Genomic DNA, 18,092 nt, shown 5'->3' with positions numbered 1-18,092 from the left:
CCCCTCCTTTTGAAAGTAACTAATAAGTTTTTTTGAAATATGTGTAGTGCATGTTTTTATTGACCAAGTACTTGCTTCTGATAGTTCATGAAGTTTGAATGTTTCGCCTTGAGTCTCTTTATCAATTAGGAAGCTATACGCTAAGTCAATCTTCTCATATTTGCTCATTACACTTCCTTCCTTGTTATGTTATAGAATAAACTTTACTTCCCCACCAACTCATTAGTTCTATTCTTTTTACTAAGTATGTTGAGCGGTTGTATGCCTTTCTAACCTCATTTTTATCGCTATGTGCGAGTGCAGCCTCAACTACGTCGGCATTAAAGCCTGCCTCATTCATAGCAGTACTAGCGATAGATCTCAATCCATGAGCCACCAACTTTCCACCATAACCAATGCGTTTCAAAGCTGCGTTAGCCGTTTGGCTGTTCATAGGCTTACGAGGGTCGTTTCGGCTAGGGAAAACGTACTGACGATTACCACTAATTGGATACATGATTTCCAGCAGCTCTAAAGCTTGTTCTGACAAGGGAACAATGTGATCGCGTTTTGCCTTCATCCGTTCTGCCGGTATACACCATTGCTTATTCTCTAAATCGATCTCTACCCAAGCTGTTGCTGAGGCTTCGGCGGGACGTATCAGCGTCAATAATTGCCATTCAAGTAAGCAGCGAGTTGGTATCGAGAGATTGCTCATGGAAATGGTACGCATTAACTTAGGTAGTTCTTCTGGCCTTATGGTGGGCATATGCTGCTTTTTAGGCCTTTCAAACGCATTACCAATGCCTGATGCTGGGTTGGCATCAATCAAACCTACATTGACCGCATAAATCATTATCTCGTTTATACGTTGTACCAATCGCCTGACCGTCTCTAATGCCCCACGTGCTTTGATTGGCTCTAATACCTGAATTAGTGTCCGTGCTTTGAGTTCTTGGACGGGAATATTTTCGATGCTGGGTAAGATGTCTTTTTCAATAGAACGCCAAATATCTTTCGCATGGGCTGCGCTAACGTGGCTTTCTTTCAACTCGAACCATTTGCGGGCGACATTCACAAAAATACTTTCCTCCGCTATCTGGAGCTTTTCAGCCTCTTCACCAGCCCTTGCTTGGGGATCTGTCCCCCGGACTAACATCGCTAGTTTCTCTGCGCGTATCTCTCTGGCATCTGCAAGGGATAGAGCAGGGTAAGCGCCGAGGCTGATCATAGTGCGTTTACTACTGTTGGGAAGTTGGTAGCGGAAACGCCAAATTTTCTTGCCGGTGGTTTTGACTAGCAAAAATAAACCATCACCATCATGGAGGGTAAGGTCTTTATCAATGGCTTTCGCTTTTTGTACTTCGGTGTGGGTGAGGGGGCGTGTAGTCCGCGCCATGCAAGGTTCTTCCCTGTAATTGGTATACGTTTATTGGTATACATCTTACCGTATACCAATTCGTATACCAATAGACACCGGTTTCAGACGGATATCCTCGGACTACTACAGACACAAAAAAGCCCGCAAACCTAGTTGGGATGCGGGCTTTCCGTACTTCTCCGGACTTATCTGGTAATACCCGGATCATTATTTGGTGGAGCTGGGGGGATTTGAACCCCCGTCCGAAATTACTACGCCGTCGGCACTACATGCTTAGTCCAGTCATTACATTCGCCGGTTAGCTGCGGACGGACACGCCACTAACAAACTATCCTGATTAGTTTTAATGCTTCAACCTCAGGCAAGGTTTCCACACGAGCTCTTTTGGGTTTGACCTCTCTTGATCCCCGTCCTAAGAGCGGAGGCTAGGGAGAGAGGGAACCTTCAGTTTCTTAGGCTGATTAAGCTGCTAAAGCAGCAGATTCGTATTGCGAGTCGTTTGCAATTATTTTTTTTGCGGTTTTTTACGAGGCCTCCGCACCTCGGCATGCACCTTGGGTTTCGCGAATCCCGTCGAATCCAGAATCAGCCCCAAAGAACTTCTATAGTATACCAGAACTATACGCTGATAAGCCAGAGACTTAACGGTTAGCGTGTTTCATTATTCTGGCTTTATCGACCTGCCATTCACGATCTTTGATGTCATCACGTTTATCGTGATCTTTCTTACCTTTTGCGACACCGATTTTAACTTTAACCCAGGCATTTTTCCAATATACGGAAAGGGCAACTACGGTAAAACCGTCGCGATTAACTTTACCGAGCAGCGAATCCAGCTCGCGTTTGTTTAGCAGCAGTTTACGGGTACGCATTGGCTCGCAGACAACATGAGTCGACGCAACGTTCAACGGCGTAATGGTGGCGCCAAACAAGAAGGCTTCGCCATTTCTAAAGGTTACGTAGCTATCACTAATGTTGGCTTTGCCAGCACGCAGAGATTTTACTTCCCAACCTTGCAGCGCAAGACCCGCTTCGAACTCTTCTTCAATGAAGTATTCATGGCGGGCTCGTTTATTTTGCGCAATGGTTGCGGAACCGGGTTTGTATGCTTTTTTCTTTGTCATAGTATTGATCATTATACTGTATGCGGAGGCGAATGAAATCCTTTCCCGCAGGATGCCTGTGCATTTTGTCTCATTTGTTGCGTAGAATGCCTAGCAGATTTTTTGTCTGGCGGTAGATAAATGGTATTATCAGCGCGTTTTATGTCTCACAGGAAATGTTATGCCACAGATTAGCCGCTCTGCGTTGGTTCCGTTTAGCGTAGAACAGATGTATCAACTGGTTAATGATGTTCGCTCTTATCCAGAATTTTTGCCTGGTTGCACCGGCAGCCGGGTGCTTGATGTTACTGAGAATGAAATGACGGCCGCAGTCGATGTCGCCAAGGCTGGTATCAGTAAAACGTTTACTACACGCAATACATTGACTGATAACCAGAGCATTAATATGCAATTGGTAGATGGGCCATTTCGGAAATTAATGGGCGGATGGCATTTTACCCCATTAAGTGCAGATGCTTGTAAAGTTGAACTGCACCTGGATTTTGAATTTACCAATAAGCTGATTGAGTTGGCTTTTGGTAAAATATTCAAGGAATTAGCTGGCAATATGGTGCAGGCGTTCACTCAACGTGCTAAAGAGGTATACAGTGTCTGAGATTCGCGTTGAGGTGGTTTATGCCTTGCCTGAACGCCAATATTTGCGCACTGTTTCACTTGAGGCTGGCAGTACTGTTGAGGATGCTATCAAAGCATCAGGTTTACTTGAGTTACGATCAGATATTGATCTGACAAAAAATAAAGTGGGTGTTTACAGCCGCCCGGTAAAGCTGGGAGATAAGCTTAACACGGGTGATCGTGTTGAGATTTATCGCCCTCTGAGCGCAGACCCTAAAGAGTTACGCCGACAACGCGCCGAACAGGCAAAAAAATAAGGCACCGTCTGTGCCTTATTTTTATTGTAGCCCTGAACTGCTATCGAAGAAAAAGCGTACGCCATCCTATGGTTGCATAAGTATTAGGCGGCTTGTTGCCTAAAACCATAATCAGTATTCGTTCCCTTCATCTGCTCAGCAATCTTCGGATAAATTAATTTCCTGCTAATGTTGGTTCGTTTTTGATATCAGTCAGCACGCCGCTGCTATCAAAGGTCAACGTCAACGTCTGTTGTGTTACTTTCTGGTGGCCAGGTTGTTGGCGGAACACATAGAACCAGGTTTTAGTGCCAAACGGGTCCTGTAGCATTGGTGTGCCTAAGGTATATGCCACTTGTTGCTGGGTCATACCTTTATGAATTTTGGACGCGTCATTAGGTGATAAATAGTTACCCTGATTAATATCAGGCCGGTAGACCACCTTCTCCAGCGTTGAACAACCCGCAGTAAGCATTGCAAGCATCACAGCGGCGGCAGTCAGCATTTTACAGCGCATAGTAATCACATTCCTTTAGGGCGTAGGATGACGATGATAATAGACCTTGCAGCAGTTGGAAACCTTTACAGGGCACCTGTATGACCTCTGGAAAGGAAAAAAGTTAATCTTTTCTATGCTGCGAGCAATTCTTTTGCATTTGCCAAGGTGTTTTTCGTCACTTCACTGCCGCCCAGAAGGCGCGCCAACTCTTGCAAGCGGGCTTTTTTATCTAGCCGATGCATATGGGTTTCGGTTTCAGTGCCATCGGTTTGTTTACTCACAAAGAAATGTTGATGGCCACAACCCGCAACTTGTGGAAGGTGGGTCACACACATAACCTGAGTCGATTCACCAAGCTGACGCAACAGGCGGCCCACTATGGCTGCCGTTGGCCCACTGATACCAACATCAACTTCATCGAAGATAAGCGCAGGAGTGTCCATTTTACGCGCTGTAATCACCTGAATCGCCAATGCGATGCGAGACAGTTCACCACCGGAGGCGACTTTGGCCAGTGCTTGTAGCGGTTGACCTGGGTTGGTAGTGACGCAGAACTCAATGCGGGTCGCCCCTTCAGCACTGAGGTGCTCTGGCTCAAAATGGGTGTCAATCGTGAATTGGCCATGTGGCATTGATAATTCATGCATGCTTTCGCTAATTAGCGCGGCCAATTCATCAGCATAATGCTGACGTTCTTGATGCAACCGGTTAGCTATCTCTAACGCGTGTTGATAGTGAGTATTTACCGCGTGGCTGAGTTGCTCATGGTCGTTTTCTTGCCGTGACAGCTGTTCTTGCTCATCCAGCAATTGCTGATGAAACAAGGGTAACTCTTCTGGTGCTACATGGTGTTTACGGGCCAGATTTAATTGACGAGATAACCGTTGTTCCAATTCATACAAACGGTTAGGGTCCATATCAAATTGCTCCGCATAGTGGCGTAGCTCATCACTGGCTTCACTGATTTGGATAGAAGCCTCTTCTAGCATATTTAATAAATTATTAAATTGTTCATCCATGCCAGCCAGTTCGGTTAACTGGTGTTTGGCTGAGAAGAGCTGGCTAAGAATGTTATTCTGTTCATCATCCGACAGCAATTGTAAGGCTTGTTGGCTGAGTGACAACAACTGCCCACTGTTTGCCAAACGCTTATATTCGATATCAATTTGTTCATATTCCCCCGCTTGTGGGACAAATGAATTTAGTTCTTTCAACTGATATTGCAGTAATTCCTTTCGGGCGTTACGTTCCAGAGATTGCTGTTGATGGAGTGCCAGTGCCCGGCAGCTTTGGTGCCAGATTTGATAGGCTGCTTTCATTTCGCTCAGCAAAGCAGACTGGTCTGCGTAGGCATCTAATAGCTGTTTTTGATGATCTGGTCTTAATAGCAACTGATGGGCATGTTGGCCGTGAATCTGGATGAGATGTTGGCCTAATTCTCGCAGTTGTGACAGGGGGACTGCCGTACCATTAATAAAGCCTCTTGAGCGGCCATCGGTTCCAATAGCCCGCCGCAATAGGCATTCATTGCTGTCATCAAGATGGTTGTTTTCCAACCACTGTCGGGCCGATGGGGTGTCTGTCAGTGAAAAGCGAGCACAAATATCAGCACGCGTTGCACCTAAACGCACCATGCTGCCATCTGAGCGGCTACCAAGGCATAACCCTAATGCATCTATGGCGATAGATTTACCTGCCCCTGTTTCGCCAGTAATTGCTGTCATCCCGGGTTGAAAATCGATTTCTAACTCACGCACAATTGCAAAATTACTGATGGTTAATTGGGCCAGCATGGTAAATCTCCTGTACATAAACACATAGCTGTATTTGAATACAGTATAAACTGGTTTTATATACAGTAAAGTCCTTGCGGCACTTTTTAGAATAATTTTTTCGACCAGCCTAATTTTGTACTTAACGTATTGAAATAACTGTAGTCCTTTGGATGAATAAGATTAAGGTGAAAATCACTACGGCGAATTAATACTTCTTCACCCTCCTGAATCGGTAGTGCTATCTGGCTATCACAGCTTATTTCCAGGTCGCTGGTGATTTGCGAAAACTTCAATCGGATGGTGCTGCTACTATTAATGACCAGAGGTCTGGCGGTTAGAGTGTGTGGGAACATCGGGACCAATACGATGGCGTCCAGGGTGGGGGTGAGGATTGGGCCACCTGCCGAGAGCGAATAAGCCGTCGAGCCGGTAGGGGTGGCAATGATCAGGCCGTCTGAACGTTGAGAAAAAGCGAAGCGGTTATCGATATACACTTCGAATTCAATCATATGTGCCACTTTACCCGGATGCAAAACCACTTCATTGATTGCTGTGCTGATGCGGCTTTGCTGATTGGTACGAGTCACTTGTACTTCTAGTAAGAAGCGTTGTTCGCTTAGATATTCGCCTTCCAGTACATCTGAAAGTTGTTGTTGGGCATTATCCGGGTCCAAATCAGTCAGAAAGCCCAGATTGCCTCGGTTGACACCGATGACTTTGATATCATAGCGAGCGAGTACTCGCGCGGCACCGAGCATATTGCCATCGCCCCCGACCACCACGGCTAAATCGGCTTTTTGGCCAATGTCAGCCAAGCTGCCGGTAATGGCATCGGTTAAATTTAGATCTTTGGCGATCTGCTGTTCAACCATCACGTCATAACCTTTGGCGTTTAACCAGTGGTAGAGCATCTCATGGGTGGCAAGTGCAGCCGGATGCCGTGGGTGACCGACAATACCAATACAATTGAATCTTTTATTATTCATTGCCGTGATTTTCCTTACTGGGGCGTCTTTTACCCCACATTATGACCGGTTCCCTTGAATCCCCGGTTTTGATCCCCATAATAAGCCAAGTAGCGAGATTAATGCTAAAACGCGGAGATATCCATGAGTAGTAAAGAACAGAAAACACCAAACGAGCAAGTCTCGGAAGAAATGGAAAATGCAGCAGAGCAGCAAGTGGAAGCGACACAAGAGACGGGTGAAGGTGTAGATCCGCGTGTTGCCGAGCTTGAAGCGCAGTTGGCTGCAGCCGTACAGCGTGAGCGCGAAAGCTTGCTACGCGCTAAGGCTGAAGTTGAGAATATCCGTCGTCGTACTGAATTGGATGTTGAAAAAGCGCATAAGTTTGCACTGGAAAGATTTTCATCTGAATTATTGCCAGTGATCGATAATCTGGAACGTGCACTGGATACTGCTGATAAAAGCAATACCGAACTGACTTCGATGATTGAAGGTGTCGAGTTGACGCTGAAATCACTGCTCGATGCAGTAGGTAAATTCGGCATTGAGGTTGTCGCTGATACCCATGTGCCGTTTAATCCTGATGTTCATCAGGCAATGACGATGCTTGAATCTGCTGATCATGAACCAAATCATGTGATGATGGTGATGCAAAAAGGCTATACGCTAAATGGCCGTTTGCTACGCCCGGCAATGGTTGCGGTATCTAAAGCGAAAGCTTAAGGTGTCCTGACGTGAAAAAGGCACCTTCGGGTGCCTTTTTTTATTTAACTATCTTGGTATTTTATTCTGCTGTTGGTAGTTTGGGTTGCCAATCAATAGCTTGTTGATTGTGCTGTTGCAGTAGCTGATTTGCTTGTGAAAAGTGCTTACAACCAAGAAAACCACGATGGGCAGACAGCGGCGATGGGTGCGGCGCTTTTAAAATAAAGTGGCGTTGGGTATCAATGATCCGGCCCTTCTTCTGGGCATGTGCTCCCCACAGCATAAAAATCACCCCATCACGATGTTCATTCAGGGCTGCAATGACTTTATCAGTGAAGGTTTCCCAACCAAGGTTAGCATGAGAGTGCGCATTACCTGCTTCAACGGTTAGCACGGTATTGAGTAGCAAGACCCCTTGTTCGGCCCAGCTTTGCAAGAAGCCATGATTGGGGCGCTCAAAGCCTGGGATATCGGTAGCCAACTCTTTGTACATGTTCACCAAAGAGGGAGGCGCTGGCACACCAGGTAACACAGAAAATGATAATCCATGTGCTTGATTGGGGCCGTGGTAGGGGTCTTGCCCTAAAATAACCACTTTAACCTGATCCAATTCAGTCAGGCGGAATGCGTTAAATACATCTTTTTGCGCAGGATAGATAGTCTTGCCAGCACTGCGTTCTGCTGCCACATAGGCCAGCGTATCTCTAAAGTAAGGCTGTTCTTTTTCCAGGCCGATCACATCGTGCCAGGTAAGGGAGGCAGACATAAACACTCTCCTTGGTTTCTGCAAAGTATTGATGTGCGTTAGCTTACCGGTTCAAACCGGTGAGTGAAACCGTTAAACCTGACTCTGTGACGTAATGATGATTTCTTGACCTTTTTATGCAAAAAATGTTGAAAATTTACAAAAATATTTGCTGTCAGTTGTTTTGATAAAATTGATATAAAACATAAATTTGGCGATGGAGTTATTACTGATGTGGTCGAAAGATTGATTTAAGTCAAAGAATTGCGGCGGTCTGACTGGTATACAGAACAATAAGACAACAATGGTTTTACCAAATAACCAAGATAGTTTCTCCCCCTTGGAATTTATATCCGCATTATGGAGGCACCAAATGATTACTGGTATTCAAATTACTAAAGCTAACAATGAAGCCTTACTGAACTCTTTTTGGCTGTTAGATGATGAAAAATCTGAACTGCGCTGTGTTTGCGCTAAAGCGGGTTATGCCGAAGATCAGATAGTTCCTGCCAGTGAGTTAGGCCAGATTGAATATCGCGAAGTTCCACTGGAAGTGCAGCCTACTGTGCGTGTTGAAGGTGGTCAGCATTTGAACGTTAACGTTCTGCGCCGCGAAACACTGGAAGATGCAGTGAAAAATCCAGAAAAATATCCTCAGTTGACGATTCGTGTTTCTGGCTATGCAGTGCGTTTTAACTCCCTGACACCAGAACAACAACGTGATGTAATTACTCGTACTTTCACTGAAAGTCTGTAATTTTTGTCATAACGTTTAAGTCATTCAAAAATTCTAAGGGAGCTTCGGCTCCCTTTTTCATCTCTGCTATTTAGTGGTCGATAAATTTGATAACGATCACACTTCTCTATATTTATAAGTAAATCTTATCATTTCCATTTAAGAACATCATCCGATGTGTCGATAGATAAACCCATAACGCCGAACTAATTATCTGGATTATCTTTCGACAAGGAGTTGGCATGAGTGGACCTGTCAGTTTGATTAGGCCTACTGCATTAGTAGGTTTAATGAGTCAAGTGAACCCATCGGAACTGCCAAAGAGGGATGTCACCACCGCAGACAAGCCTTCAGTGGGACAACCGATTCATCTTACAGCAGCAACGCTGGCAGGTAATGAGCTTTGTTATAGTATGCAAGCTAACGTTAGCCTGACGCGAAGTAACGGAGCTGCGACGGGGAGTGAGTATGTTGCGATATCAAATGGACAAGGATCACAGCAAGGGGACTATTCATTAGCATTACTCGCTAAAGATGTTTACGCTCCTGCTGCTGGTAGCATCGGCGGGTTTACACGTTTGAGTGATGGTGAGTTACTGGCTGCGGGAATAGATCCGGCGAGTTTATTTAATAGTGCTTCAGGATTTCAGGCTGGGATTTATCATGATAATCAGCAGTATGTTTTATCCTTTGCCGGTACCAATGATGTAAATGATTGGTTAAGTAACATCCGGCAAGCCACTGGCTACGATGATGTACAGTATAATCAAGCCGTTGCTGTAGGGAAAACCGCAAAAATGGCATTTGGTGATGCGCTGGTGATTACCGGGCACTCATTGGGGGGCGGTTTGGCGGCGACCGCAGCATTAGCGAGTGGAACATTTGCGGTGACATTTAATGCCGCGGGTGTTTCAGACCACACCATAAATCGCCTTGGTATGGACCCCACTCAAGCACGGATTTCAGCAGGAAACGGTGGTGTGCGCTGCTATAGCGAACAATATGATTTGCTGACAGATGCACAGGAATCTACGTGGTTAATTCCTGATGCGGTAGGCCATAAAATCACTCTGACAAATAGTGACAAACTCACTGGGATAGATGATTGGCTGCCACATAAGCACCTTGAACGCCGCTTATCGGCACACAGTATTGATAAAGTGATCAGCTCAATGAGTGAACAACAACCTTGGGAGCGGCAGTATGCCTGAATCGACACTGGCAATGAGGGTGAGGCGCCATTTGCGTTATGCCATCTACGGTGTTTTGATGCCATTAATAAGTTTTGAGGGGCAGGCGATGACAGATATTAATACAGCTTTTACTGATCCGATTGTAATACCGATCGCTGATGCGATTGTCCACGGAGATGTAAAACAGATCCATCAGTTAGCAAATGAAAAGTTGTTGCAGCAGCAAGGTGATCGGTCGGTAACCCTGATGCAGTGGGCTATTCTCAACCAACAGCCAGAAAGTTTAGCGGCGTTGCTGCAAGAGCATGCTGATCCATTTCAGTCGGGCATGCAGGGTGATACCGCCTGGCATACGGCGGCTAGTGTGCAAGATGCGCATTACCTGCAAATTTTACTTGAAGGCCGTATGAAACCTAATGCGCGCAATAGTGTAACACTGGCGACGCCATTGGCTGCGGCTGTTATGGCGGGGCGCGGAGTTCAGGTTATCCTGCTGTTAGTTGCTGGGGTCGATCCGAATATGGCTGATCGGATGGGGGATACACCACTGCATTTAGCGGGCAAAACCAATGCGCCAGATCTGGCATTGCGGCTATTAAAAGCCGGTGCTGATCCTGAATTACGCAACAAGCAGGGGGCAACCTTTCAACAATATTTTGCCATGACGCCTTTGAATATTCAAAGTGCTGAAATGCAACAAAAATACCAGCAATTGAATACCTGGCTGCGCGGGAAGAAACTCGCTGAGGTTTATCAGCAGTAGCAGAATATTAGCCGGATAGGCTAAAACGCAACTTGAGTGCGAAATACAGTAAGGTTGTCGCCATCGTGCTGATAATAAAAAAGCCGCTGTTATAAGCGGCTTTTTCGCAAGAATGCTAAATCAATCAGCACTCTTGGTATCAGGTTTTTCCTTTGGCTTACGCCGCTTACCAACATTTTTGGCATCGCGGTGACGTACCTTAACCTTTACCTTCTCTTTGCTGGCTTCTTTTAGCTCTTTACGCTTTGCTAAAACCTTTTTAGAAGGCTTACCGGTGGTTTTTTCGCTTGGTGCCTTGCTGGTCGGGCGTAATTCATCAATAACCCGTGGCTTCAATGGTTCGTTCAGATAACGGCCAATTTTACCCAGCAATAGATGGTCATGCGCTTCAACTAATGAGATAGCAACACCTTTGCGCCCGGCGCGGCCAGTACGGCCAATACGGTGCAGATAGACATCAGATGTCAGCGGCAGATCAAAGTTGAATACATGACTGATATCGTCGATGTCGAGACCGCGTGAAGCCACATCAGTGGCAACCAGAACGTTAACCCGGCCATCGCCTAAACGAATAACGGCTTCGGTGCGCTTCGCCTGAACCATTTCACCTTCGAGGAACCAGGCGTTAATTCCGGCCTCACGTAGCCAACTGACCAGTTGGTGTACCTTTTCACGGGTTCTGACGAAAATGATGGATTTCTGCACTTCCGGTTGCTTGAGCAGATGCACTAGCAGCGCGGTTTTGTGTTCGATATTGTCAGCACGATAGTACCATTGCTGAATTTTTTTACGTTCGCGACGAGATGGATCGGCTTCCAACTCTACCGGCTCATTCAGGATGCGTTCCGCAAACTCACGGATAGCTTCACCTTCAAGCGTGGCGGAGAACAGTAAGGTTTGTTTACGCCAGCGAGTCTCTGCGGCGATGGTTTCAATGTCCTGCGCAAAGCCCATATCCAGCATACGGTCGGCTTCATCCAGAATCAGGGTTTCTACTGCCCGACAGTCAAAGTTCTCTTCTTTGATGTATTGCAACAAGCGGCCAGTGGTCGCAACAACGATATCCTGATTTTCACTAAACACTTCCGCGTGGTTCATATAAGCCACACCGCCGGTGATCGTGGCGATATCCAGCTGTGTATGCTTGGCCAATTCACGGGCTTGATCCGCAACTTGCATGGCTAATTCACGGGTTGGCGTCAGGATCAGTATCCGTGGCGGGCCAGATTTTTTGCGTGGGAAATCGAGCAAATGCTGCAAGGCAGGCAGCAAAAAGGCGGCAGTTTTGCCAGTACCTGTTGGAGCCGAACCCAATACATCGCGCCCATCCATAGCTGGCGGAATAGCCGCAGCTTGAATGGCGGTAGGGCGCTCATAGCCTTTGTCGCGCAGTGCGTCAATCAGGCGTTCATCGAGATCGAGTTCGGAAAAATTGGTTACAGTCATGGTCTTCCTCTACTTGGGGCGCCGATTATAGACGGGTTAGCCGAATTCTTCACCTGTTTAAGCGGTAATGATGTCTTTTCCCTTCAATCATATTGTCCTATGCTACGCCGGTTATGGATTCTGGTGACTAATGTGGGCGAACAATTGAAAAAAAAACCGGTGTTACGTGGTGGTGGTTTCACTTTTAAACAATTCTTTGTGGCACATGACTGCTGTGCGATGAAGGTAGGCACTGATGGTGTTCTACTTGGGGCTTGGGTGCCGGTGGAAAAAGCCCATAAAGTGTTGGATATCGGTTGTGGCAGTGGACTTATTGCTCTAATGATTGCTCAACGTTCAACATCTGAGGTATTGATTGATGGCGTTGAACTGGAGCCAGAAGCCGCACGGCAGGCAAGCAGCAATGCGGCGTCATCTCCCTGGGCTGAGCGGGTTCGTATTTATCAGCAGGACGTGCACCAGTTTGCTGAAAACCACCCTCATCAGTATGATCTGATTGTCAGCAATCCACCTTATTTTGCTCCGGCGGTCGCCTGCCGGGATGAGGCCCGCGATACTGCGCGTTACACCGGCTCCTTAACGCATGATGCTTTACTAAACTGTGCTGAGAAGCTTATCACACCGAGCGGTGCGTTTTGTGTGGTTTTACCTCATGGCTTGGGAATTGAACTCTCCCGCCTTGCTATTCAACAAAACTGGTTCGTTCACTGCCAAGTAGACATCAGGGATCGTCCTGGTAAGCCGCTAAATAGAATGTTATTGACGTTATCGCGCCAGATGGGAGAGACGGAGTATCAGCATTTAGCTTTGCGTCAATCTGAAGGGGTCTATTCCCCAGAGTTTTGTCAGTTGATCAGCGAGTTTTATCTCAACTATTAGTTATCGTGATAAGTGGTTGTAGTGATAAGTCAAAAATCAGGATAAGCAGGGCGCGATAGTGAACCGCGCCCTGAAAAGCTATTATGGATGAAGAATGGTAGGCTGTGGATTCTCTATTTGATCAGGATAATCAAGCGTATAATGCAAACCACGGCTCTCTTTACGCTCCATGGCACAGCGCACGATTAACTCAGCGACCTGCACGAGGTTACGTAATTCCAGCAGATTATTGGAGATACGGAAGTTGGCATAATATTCATCAATCTCCTGCTGTAATGTATTGATACGGCGTAAAGCGCGCTCTAAGCGTTTGGTGGTGCGCACAATACCGACGTAATCCCACATGAATAAACGCAGTTCATGCCAGTTATGCTGAATGACGACACGTTCATCAGAGTTATCAACACGGCTTTCATCCCAGTCTGGCAAATGTTTCGCCAATTTGGCATGTGGCAAGCGCATAAGAATATCTTCAGCGGCAGACCAGCCATACACCAGGCACTCGAGCAGAGAGTTAGAAGCCATGCGGTTAGCGCCATGCAAGCCGGTATAGCTGACTTCGCCAATCGCATATAAACCATCCAGGTCAGTACGCCCATGTTGGTCTACCATTACACCGCCACAGGTATAGTGAGCAGCAGGTACGATAGGAATGGCTTCTTTGGTCAGATCGATACCGAGCGACAGTAGTTTTTCGTAGATCATCGGGAAGTGCTGCATCACGAAATCAGTCGGTTTATGACTGATATCCAGATACATACAATCAGCACCGAGGCGCTTCATCTCATGGTCTATGGCACGGGCGACGATATCACGCGGGGCCAATTCCCCTCGGGGGTCAAAATCAAGCATAAAGCGGCTGCCGTCAGGGCGCTTAAGGTAAGCACCTTCGCCACGTAATGCTTCGGTCAGTAAGAAGTTACGCGCTTGCGGATGGAACAAGCAGGTAGGATGAAATTGGTTAAATTCTAAATTAGCGACACGACACCCAGCACGCCATGCCATGGCGATACCATCGCCAGAAGAGATATCAGGGTTAGTGGTATATTGGTAAACTTTGGCGGCACCACCGGTAGCTAAAACGACCGCTTTAGCCCGAAAAGTTTCAACTTTCTCAAGCTCCCGGTTCCAGATATAAGCGCCGACCACACGTTTAGTGCCCGTCAGACCAATTTTATTGGACGTGATGAGATCGACAGCATTACAGCGTTCTTTCACTAAAATGTTAGGGTGGGTCCTTGCTTTACCTACCAGGGTGGTTTCTACTTCTTTACCTGTAGCATCAGCAGTATGCAGTATACGGCGATGGCTATGGCCGCCTTCACGGGTAAGGTGATAACGTTCTTCGCCGCTGGCATTGGTTTCGGTATCAAACAGGACGCCTTGATCAATAAGCCATTGCACGCAAGAGCGGGCGTTACTGGCAATAAACTCTACGGCGTCTTTATCACAAAGCCCGGCCCCAGCAATCAGGGTGTCATCGACATGTGAACTAATGCTGTCAGTTTCATCAAAAACGGCAGCAATACCTCCCTGAGCATAAAAAGTGGCACCTTCATTAAGTGGCCCTTTGCTCAGAACAGTTACTTTACAATGTGGCGCCAGGCGTAAAGCCAATGACAAACCGGCAGCGCCACTCCCGATGATCAATACATCGCTAACGTGTTCAGATGATGATTGCATATCGTATGATGTGTGCAGAAGAAGAGTGAAATTCATGTTAGCCTATCTGCCAGAGCAAAAGCTATGGCTATAAGATGTCTAAAGAATATTCAGACAAATAATCTGGCAACATGGAACTTTGCAATTTTTATAAACTCCAAGCGTGTGCTTGCTCAGGAAAATAAAGATATGGCTGGCAGTACTACTTTTAGCGTGAGGATAGATTTCGGGAGAGTTCACCTCGGATGAGCGAGCAGTTAACGGATCAGATGCTGGTTGAACGGGTCCAGAAAGGTGATCAGCAATCGTTCAATTTACTGGTAATTCGATACCAGCATAAGGTTGCGAGCCTTGTATCCCGCTATGTGCCTCAGGGTGATGTCCCTGATGTAGTTCAGGAATCTTTTATCAAAGCTTATCGTGCATTGGAGTCATTTCGTGGCGATAGCGCTTTCTATACGTGGCTTTACCGTATTGCTGTGAATACAGCAAAAAATTACTTAGTTGCTCAGGGGCGGCGCCCGCCATCCAGTGATGTGGATGCAAATGATGCTGAAAATTACGAAAATGCGGGTGCATTGAAAGAAATATCGAACCCTGAGAACTTAATGTTGTCTGAAGAATTGAGGCAGATAGTTTTTAAAACCATAGAGTCACTTCCTGAAGATCTGCGGATGGCGATTACACTCAGGGAGTTAGATGGTCTAAGCTATGAAGAGATAGCTGTGATTATGGACTGTCCGGTCGGTACTGTTCGTTCCCGTATCTTCCGTGCCAGAGAGGCTATCGATAATAAAGTTCAGCCGCTAATTCAGCGATAAGCGGACACATAAAGGGTATTTGGCATGCAGAAAGAAAAGCTTTCCGCTCTGATGGACGGAGAAACTCTCGATAGTGAGCTGCTTGGTTCTTTATCGAAAGATAAAGCATTGCAGCAAAGCTGGCAGAGCTATCATTTAATCCGTGATACCCTGCGGGGGGATGTTGGTGAAGTCTTGCATCTGGATATCGCCAGCCGAGTCGCAGAGGCACTCAAAAACGAGCCTGCTCGTTTTGTACCTATTGCTGTGCCTGAATCTCAGCCACAACCTCATGTCTGGCAGAAAATGCCTTTCTGGCAAAAAGTTCGCCCATGGGCCAGCCAGATTACTCAGGTTGGGGTTGCCGCGTGTGTTTCTCTAGCGGTAATTGTTGGGGTTCAACAATACAACCAACCCGAATCAGGTAATTTGCAACCAGAATCACCTGCATTTAATACCTTACCGATGATGGGTAAAGCCTCGCCAGTAAGTTTTGGTGTGCCTGCTGATGGTTCTTTCGGAACGTCTCAACAGCATCAGGTTCAGGAGCAACGTCGGCGAGTCAATATGATGACTCAATTGCAAGATTTTGAATTGCAACGCCGCTTGCCACAAACTGACGTGTTGCAGCAGCCTTCAACATCGACACAAGCCGCTATTCAGGTTCCCGGAACTCAGTCCTTAGGAATGCAGCAGCAGTAATGAAGCAACTTTGGTTCTCCGTCTGTTTAATGACGGGCAGCCTGTTCATGCCAACAATTGCTTCGGCGGAAACGACGCCGATAGCAATGTTGCAGGAAATGAGCAGTGCCAGCCAGTCGCTCAACTATGAGCTATCCTACATTAATGTTAATAAGCAAGGGATTGATTCTCTTCGCTATCGACATGCTATTTTAGATAAAAAAACCTTTGCGCAATTGCTGCGTATGGATGGCCCACGCACTGAGATCTTACAGCGTGGTAATGAAATAAGTTATTTCGAGCCTGGTTTCGATGCTTTCACTCTGGCGGGTGAACATATAGTTGATGCATTGCCGTCTATCGTATTCCCCGATTTTGAAAAGCTGTCAAAATTCTATAACTATATTGCACTTGGCCGTGCCCGTATTGCAGACCGACCATGTCAGGTTATTCGGGTAGTCGCCCGTGACAGTACCCGATACAGCTATATTATTTGGATGGATGAAACGAGCAAACTCCCAATGCGGGTAGATTTGTTAGATCGTGATGGTGAAACACTTGAGCAATTTCGTGTGATTTCTTTTGCTATCGGTGAACCTATTCAGGATATTTTGCAAGGTATGGTAAAGCTCTCTTTACCGCCATTGCTTGCATTACCCGCTAAAACCAAGGTTGATTTTACCTGGGCCCCTCGTTGGTTGCCGGAAGGTGTTTCCGAGGTTTCACGCAGTCGCCGTACATTACCGAATATGGATGCACCAACAGAATCACGGTTATATTCTGATGGGTTATTCAGTTTTTCAGTAAATATAAATCCGGCGGGTAAAGATGCGCCTTCAGAGCAATCCTTACGTCAAGGTCGTAGAACTGTGCATACTGAAGCTCGTAATAATGTTGAAATTACCATAGTTGGCGAGCTTCCGCCTACAACTGCAAAACGTATCGCTGACAGTATTGTTTTGGAATCAACAAAATGATGAAAGAATGGGCTACAGTTATTTCGTGGCAAAATGGTGTTGCTCTATTGCGTTGTGAACCACAGTCTGGTTGTGGGAGTTGCAATGCGCGCACTGGATGCGGTAGTCATTTATTAAATGAATTGGGGCCGGAGTCGGAGCACCAATTACAAATAGCTATCTCGCAACCGCTTGAACCTGGTCAAAAGGTTGAAGTCGGTATTAGTGAGGGGAGTTTATTACGTTCTGCTTCTTTGGTTTATCTAACGCCTTTAGCCGGATTGATTGCGGGTGGCGGTTTATTTCAGGCTTTATTTGTTACCGATGCTTTTACTGCTCTAGGCGCTATTTTAGGTGCTGGGCTAGGTTTTTTGCTCGCCAGAACATTAGCGAGCAGAATTGAAGGACAGAGTGACTATCAACCAATGATTCTACAGATTGGTTTACCCCCAACGACTATACGAATTCAGTAACAGAATAATTCCTTTCCTCTCAGCCATGATAGGCCGGAATACGGTTTTGTATCATGTGTTCAACTAAAGCAATAAAAAGATCGGCACTGATAAGCGCTGAGTAATCTACTGAGAAAAGTATGTTACCTTTAGCATCAAATAAGCGTATTTTATCATGATCTTTCTCGCGTAACGTCTCGACACGCAGGATGTCTTCAATGCTGATAATACCGTCTGTTGTAATTAATGAGTGTGCACTAAGTGAAAGTGGAGTTGTATCCATCTGAACATTTTTCACCATGATTACATTTAAAAGACCATGGTATATGAGTGATTTTAGCCAGTTGTCATTCTTTTTAATTACATCAAATACAATTGCTTTCCCTCGGGATAAAGAGTTTAAGCTTACTATCCCGACATGCATGACTTGTTGATGGATGATTGTGTTTATCAGCGGGTAAGCATTAGTTATATTATTAATTATAATATTCCATGGCTGA

General features: G+C 46.1%; 19 protein-coding genes, 1 other RNA gene and 1 pseudogene. 11 read left to right on the top strand and 10 right to left on the bottom strand.

What is annotated here, in order from left to right:
- Positions 1 to 184: 184 nt before the first annotated feature.
- From V2A85_RS14420 to smpB, 3 genes are all read right to left on the bottom strand, one after another.
- Positions 185 to 1,378: an integrase domain-containing protein gene (locus V2A85_RS14420; protein ID WP_420071696.1), complete on the bottom strand. Its 1,194-nt coding sequence runs from the start codon at positions 1,376 to 1,378 to the stop codon at positions 185 to 187.
- A gap of 194 nt (positions 1,379 to 1,572) precedes the next feature.
- Positions 1,573 to 1,953: a transfer-messenger RNA gene (gene ssrA / locus V2A85_RS14415) on the bottom strand.
- A 48-nt stretch (positions 1,954 to 2,001) separates the two neighbouring features.
- A complete protein-coding gene (smpB, locus tag V2A85_RS14410) occupies positions 2,002 to 2,484 on the bottom strand; it encodes an SsrA-binding protein SmpB (RefSeq protein ID WP_049608454.1) in 483 nt (160 codons plus the stop codon).
- Positions 2,485 to 2,644: 160 nt separating this feature from the next.
- Between smpB and V2A85_RS14405 the strand changes: the two genes are divergently transcribed.
- Both V2A85_RS14405 and V2A85_RS14400 read left to right on the top strand, forming a co-directional pair.
- Positions 2,645 to 3,079 (top strand): type II toxin-antitoxin system RatA family toxin, encoded by a 435-nt coding sequence (locus tag V2A85_RS14405; protein WP_005188672.1) that lies wholly within the window; start codon positions 2,645 to 2,647, stop codon positions 3,077 to 3,079.
- On the top strand, positions 3,072 to 3,356 hold the full coding sequence (locus tag V2A85_RS14400) for an RnfH family protein (RefSeq protein ID WP_032907001.1): 285 nt from the start codon (positions 3,072 to 3,074) through the stop codon (positions 3,354 to 3,356). The genes V2A85_RS14405 and V2A85_RS14400 overlap by 8 nt, the downstream gene beginning before the upstream one ends.
- Before the next feature lie 154 nt (positions 3,357 to 3,510).
- Here V2A85_RS14400 and bamE read toward each other — a convergent pair whose 3' ends face one another.
- From bamE to nadK, 3 genes are all read right to left on the bottom strand, one after another.
- A complete protein-coding gene (gene bamE / locus V2A85_RS14395) occupies positions 3,511 to 3,852 on the bottom strand; it encodes an outer membrane protein assembly factor BamE (RefSeq protein WP_083163108.1) in 342 nt (113 codons plus the stop codon).
- A 113-nt stretch (positions 3,853 to 3,965) separates the two neighbouring features.
- Entirely contained in the window at positions 3,966 to 5,627 is a 1,662-nt protein-coding gene (gene recN / locus V2A85_RS14390; protein WP_420071695.1) for a DNA repair protein RecN, read from the bottom strand.
- A gap of 86 nt (positions 5,628 to 5,713) precedes the next feature.
- Positions 5,714 to 6,595, bottom strand: a complete 882-nt coding sequence (gene nadK, locus V2A85_RS14385; RefSeq protein ID WP_083163112.1) for an NAD(+) kinase — start codon at positions 6,593 to 6,595, stop codon at positions 5,714 to 5,716.
- A 123-nt stretch (positions 6,596 to 6,718) separates the two neighbouring features.
- Between nadK and grpE the strand changes: the two genes are divergently transcribed.
- Positions 6,719 to 7,297 (top strand): nucleotide exchange factor GrpE, encoded by a 579-nt coding sequence (gene grpE, locus V2A85_RS14380; protein ID WP_372559701.1) that lies wholly within the window; start codon positions 6,719 to 6,721, stop codon positions 7,295 to 7,297.
- A 61-nt stretch (positions 7,298 to 7,358) separates the two neighbouring features.
- On the opposite strand, the gene ung is transcribed toward grpE, so the two are convergent.
- Complete coding sequence (gene ung / locus V2A85_RS14375; protein ID WP_372559700.1) at positions 7,359 to 8,045, bottom strand: uracil-DNA glycosylase; 687 nt, start codon at positions 8,043 to 8,045, stop codon at positions 7,359 to 7,361.
- A 352-nt stretch (positions 8,046 to 8,397) separates the two neighbouring features.
- Here ung and grcA point away from each other — a divergent pair, with 352 nt between their 5' ends.
- The 3 genes from grcA (at position 8,398) to V2A85_RS14360 (ending at position 10,716) form a co-directional block, all read left to right on the top strand.
- Positions 8,398 to 8,781, top strand: a complete 384-nt coding sequence (gene grcA / locus V2A85_RS14370; protein ID WP_005188661.1) for an autonomous glycyl radical cofactor GrcA — start codon at positions 8,398 to 8,400, stop codon at positions 8,779 to 8,781.
- 221 nt (positions 8,782 to 9,002) lie between these two features.
- Positions 9,003 to 9,971, top strand: coding sequence for a phospholipase (locus tag V2A85_RS14365; RefSeq protein ID WP_420071694.1), 969 nt, complete (start codon positions 9,003 to 9,005; stop codon positions 9,969 to 9,971).
- Between the two features lie 88 nt (positions 9,972 to 10,059).
- Positions 10,060 to 10,716, top strand: a complete 657-nt coding sequence (locus tag V2A85_RS14360) for an ankyrin repeat domain-containing protein (RefSeq protein ID WP_420071698.1) — start codon at positions 10,060 to 10,062, stop codon at positions 10,714 to 10,716.
- 120 nt (positions 10,717 to 10,836) lie between these two features.
- Here the strand turns inward: V2A85_RS14360 and srmB are convergent, their stop codons facing one another.
- On the bottom strand, positions 10,837 to 12,162 hold the full coding sequence (gene srmB / locus V2A85_RS14355; protein ID WP_005188653.1) for an ATP-dependent RNA helicase SrmB: 1,326 nt from the start codon (positions 12,160 to 12,162) through the stop codon (positions 10,837 to 10,839).
- 132 nt (positions 12,163 to 12,294) lie between these two features.
- Between srmB and trmN the strand changes: the two genes are divergently transcribed.
- Entirely contained in the window at positions 12,295 to 13,041 is a 747-nt protein-coding gene (gene trmN / locus V2A85_RS14350) for a tRNA(1)(Val) (adenine(37)-N(6))-methyltransferase TrmN (protein WP_420071697.1), read from the top strand.
- An 81-nt stretch (positions 13,042 to 13,122) separates the two neighbouring features.
- Here the strand turns inward: trmN and nadB are convergent, their stop codons facing one another.
- The gene (nadB, locus tag V2A85_RS14345; protein ID WP_193784795.1) at positions 13,123 to 14,724 is read right to left on the bottom strand and encodes an L-aspartate oxidase; all 1,602 of its coding nucleotides are present in this window, start codon (positions 14,722 to 14,724) and stop codon (positions 13,123 to 13,125) included.
- A 224-nt stretch (positions 14,725 to 14,948) separates the two neighbouring features.
- Here nadB and rpoE point away from each other — a divergent pair, with 224 nt between their 5' ends.
- Genes rpoE through rseC form a run of 4 tightly spaced genes read left to right on the top strand, consistent with a single transcriptional unit; the run spans position 14,949 to position 17,613 of the window.
- Complete coding sequence (rpoE, locus tag V2A85_RS14340; RefSeq protein WP_005159396.1) at positions 14,949 to 15,524, top strand: RNA polymerase sigma factor RpoE; 576 nt, start codon at positions 14,949 to 14,951, stop codon at positions 15,522 to 15,524.
- A 24-nt stretch (positions 15,525 to 15,548) separates the two neighbouring features.
- The gene (gene rseA, locus V2A85_RS14335) at positions 15,549 to 16,205 is read left to right on the top strand and encodes an anti-sigma-E factor RseA (protein WP_083163122.1); all 657 of its coding nucleotides are present in this window, start codon (positions 15,549 to 15,551) and stop codon (positions 16,203 to 16,205) included.
- A complete protein-coding gene (rseB, locus tag V2A85_RS14330) occupies positions 16,205 to 17,161 on the top strand; it encodes a sigma-E factor regulatory protein RseB (protein ID WP_372559697.1) in 957 nt (318 codons plus the stop codon). The genes rseA and rseB overlap by 1 nt, the downstream gene beginning before the upstream one ends.
- The gene (gene rseC / locus V2A85_RS14325) at positions 17,158 to 17,613 is read left to right on the top strand and encodes a SoxR-reducing system protein RseC (RefSeq protein ID WP_083163126.1); all 456 of its coding nucleotides are present in this window, start codon (positions 17,158 to 17,160) and stop codon (positions 17,611 to 17,613) included. The genes rseB and rseC overlap by 4 nt, the downstream gene beginning before the upstream one ends.
- A gap of 19 nt (positions 17,614 to 17,632) precedes the next feature.
- On the opposite strand, the pseudogene V2A85_RS14320 reads toward rseC, so the two are convergent.
- Positions 17,633 to 18,092, bottom strand: a pseudogene (locus tag V2A85_RS14320) (hypothetical protein); the annotation flags it as partial.

The organism is Yersinia sp. 1252 StPb PI, assembly GCF_048593885.1.
GTDB classification, from domain to species: domain Bacteria; phylum Pseudomonadota; class Gammaproteobacteria; order Enterobacterales; family Enterobacteriaceae; genus Yersinia; species Yersinia enterocolitica_E.
The sequence above is the reverse complement of the archived record's forward strand: the minus strand, read 5'-3'. Positions and strand labels throughout refer to the sequence as shown.

What these genes read in the sequence shown, in the direction of transcription:
- V2A85_RS14405 (WP_005188672.1), top strand. Translation starts at nt 2,645, where the DNA reads ATGCCACAGATTAGCCGCTCTGCGTTGGTTCCGTTTAGCGTAGAACAG.
- smpB (WP_049608454.1), bottom strand. Translation starts at nt 2,484, where the DNA reads ATGACAAAGAAAAAAGCATACAAACCCGGTTCCGCAACCATTGCGCAA.
- ung (WP_372559700.1), bottom strand. Translation starts at nt 8,045, where the DNA reads ATGTCTGCCTCCCTTACCTGGCACGATGTGATCGGCCTGGAAAAAGAA.
- recN (WP_420071695.1), bottom strand. Translation starts at nt 5,627, where the DNA reads ATGCTGGCCCAATTAACCATCAGTAATTTTGCAATTGTGCGTGAGTTA.
- V2A85_RS14420 (WP_420071696.1), bottom strand. Translation starts at nt 1,378, where the DNA reads ATGGCGCGGACTACACGCCCCCTCACCCACACCGAAGTACAAAAAGCG.
- rseA (WP_083163122.1), top strand. Translation starts at nt 15,549, where the DNA reads ATGCAGAAAGAAAAGCTTTCCGCTCTGATGGACGGAGAAACTCTCGAT.
- srmB (WP_005188653.1), bottom strand. Translation starts at nt 12,162, where the DNA reads ATGACTGTAACCAATTTTTCCGAACTCGATCTCGATGAACGCCTGATT.
- V2A85_RS14365 (WP_420071694.1), top strand. Translation starts at nt 9,003, where the DNA reads ATGAGTGGACCTGTCAGTTTGATTAGGCCTACTGCATTAGTAGGTTTA.
- rpoE (WP_005159396.1), top strand. Translation starts at nt 14,949, where the DNA reads ATGAGCGAGCAGTTAACGGATCAGATGCTGGTTGAACGGGTCCAGAAA.
- grcA (WP_005188661.1), top strand. Translation starts at nt 8,398, where the DNA reads ATGATTACTGGTATTCAAATTACTAAAGCTAACAATGAAGCCTTACTG.
- nadK (WP_083163112.1), bottom strand. Translation starts at nt 6,595, where the DNA reads ATGAATAATAAAAGATTCAATTGTATTGGTATTGTCGGTCACCCACGG.
- grpE (WP_372559701.1), top strand. Translation starts at nt 6,719, where the DNA reads ATGAGTAGTAAAGAACAGAAAACACCAAACGAGCAAGTCTCGGAAGAA.
- nadB (WP_193784795.1), bottom strand. Translation starts at nt 14,724, where the DNA reads ATGCAATCATCATCTGAACACGTTAGCGATGTATTGATCATCGGGAGT.
- bamE (WP_083163108.1), bottom strand. Translation starts at nt 3,852, where the DNA reads ATGCGCTGTAAAATGCTGACTGCCGCCGCTGTGATGCTTGCAATGCTT.
- rseC (WP_083163126.1), top strand. Translation starts at nt 17,158, where the DNA reads ATGATGAAAGAATGGGCTACAGTTATTTCGTGGCAAAATGGTGTTGCT.
- rseB (WP_372559697.1), top strand. Translation starts at nt 16,205, where the DNA reads ATGAAGCAACTTTGGTTCTCCGTCTGTTTAATGACGGGCAGCCTGTTC.
- V2A85_RS14360 (WP_420071698.1), top strand. Translation starts at nt 10,060, where the DNA reads ATGACAGATATTAATACAGCTTTTACTGATCCGATTGTAATACCGATC.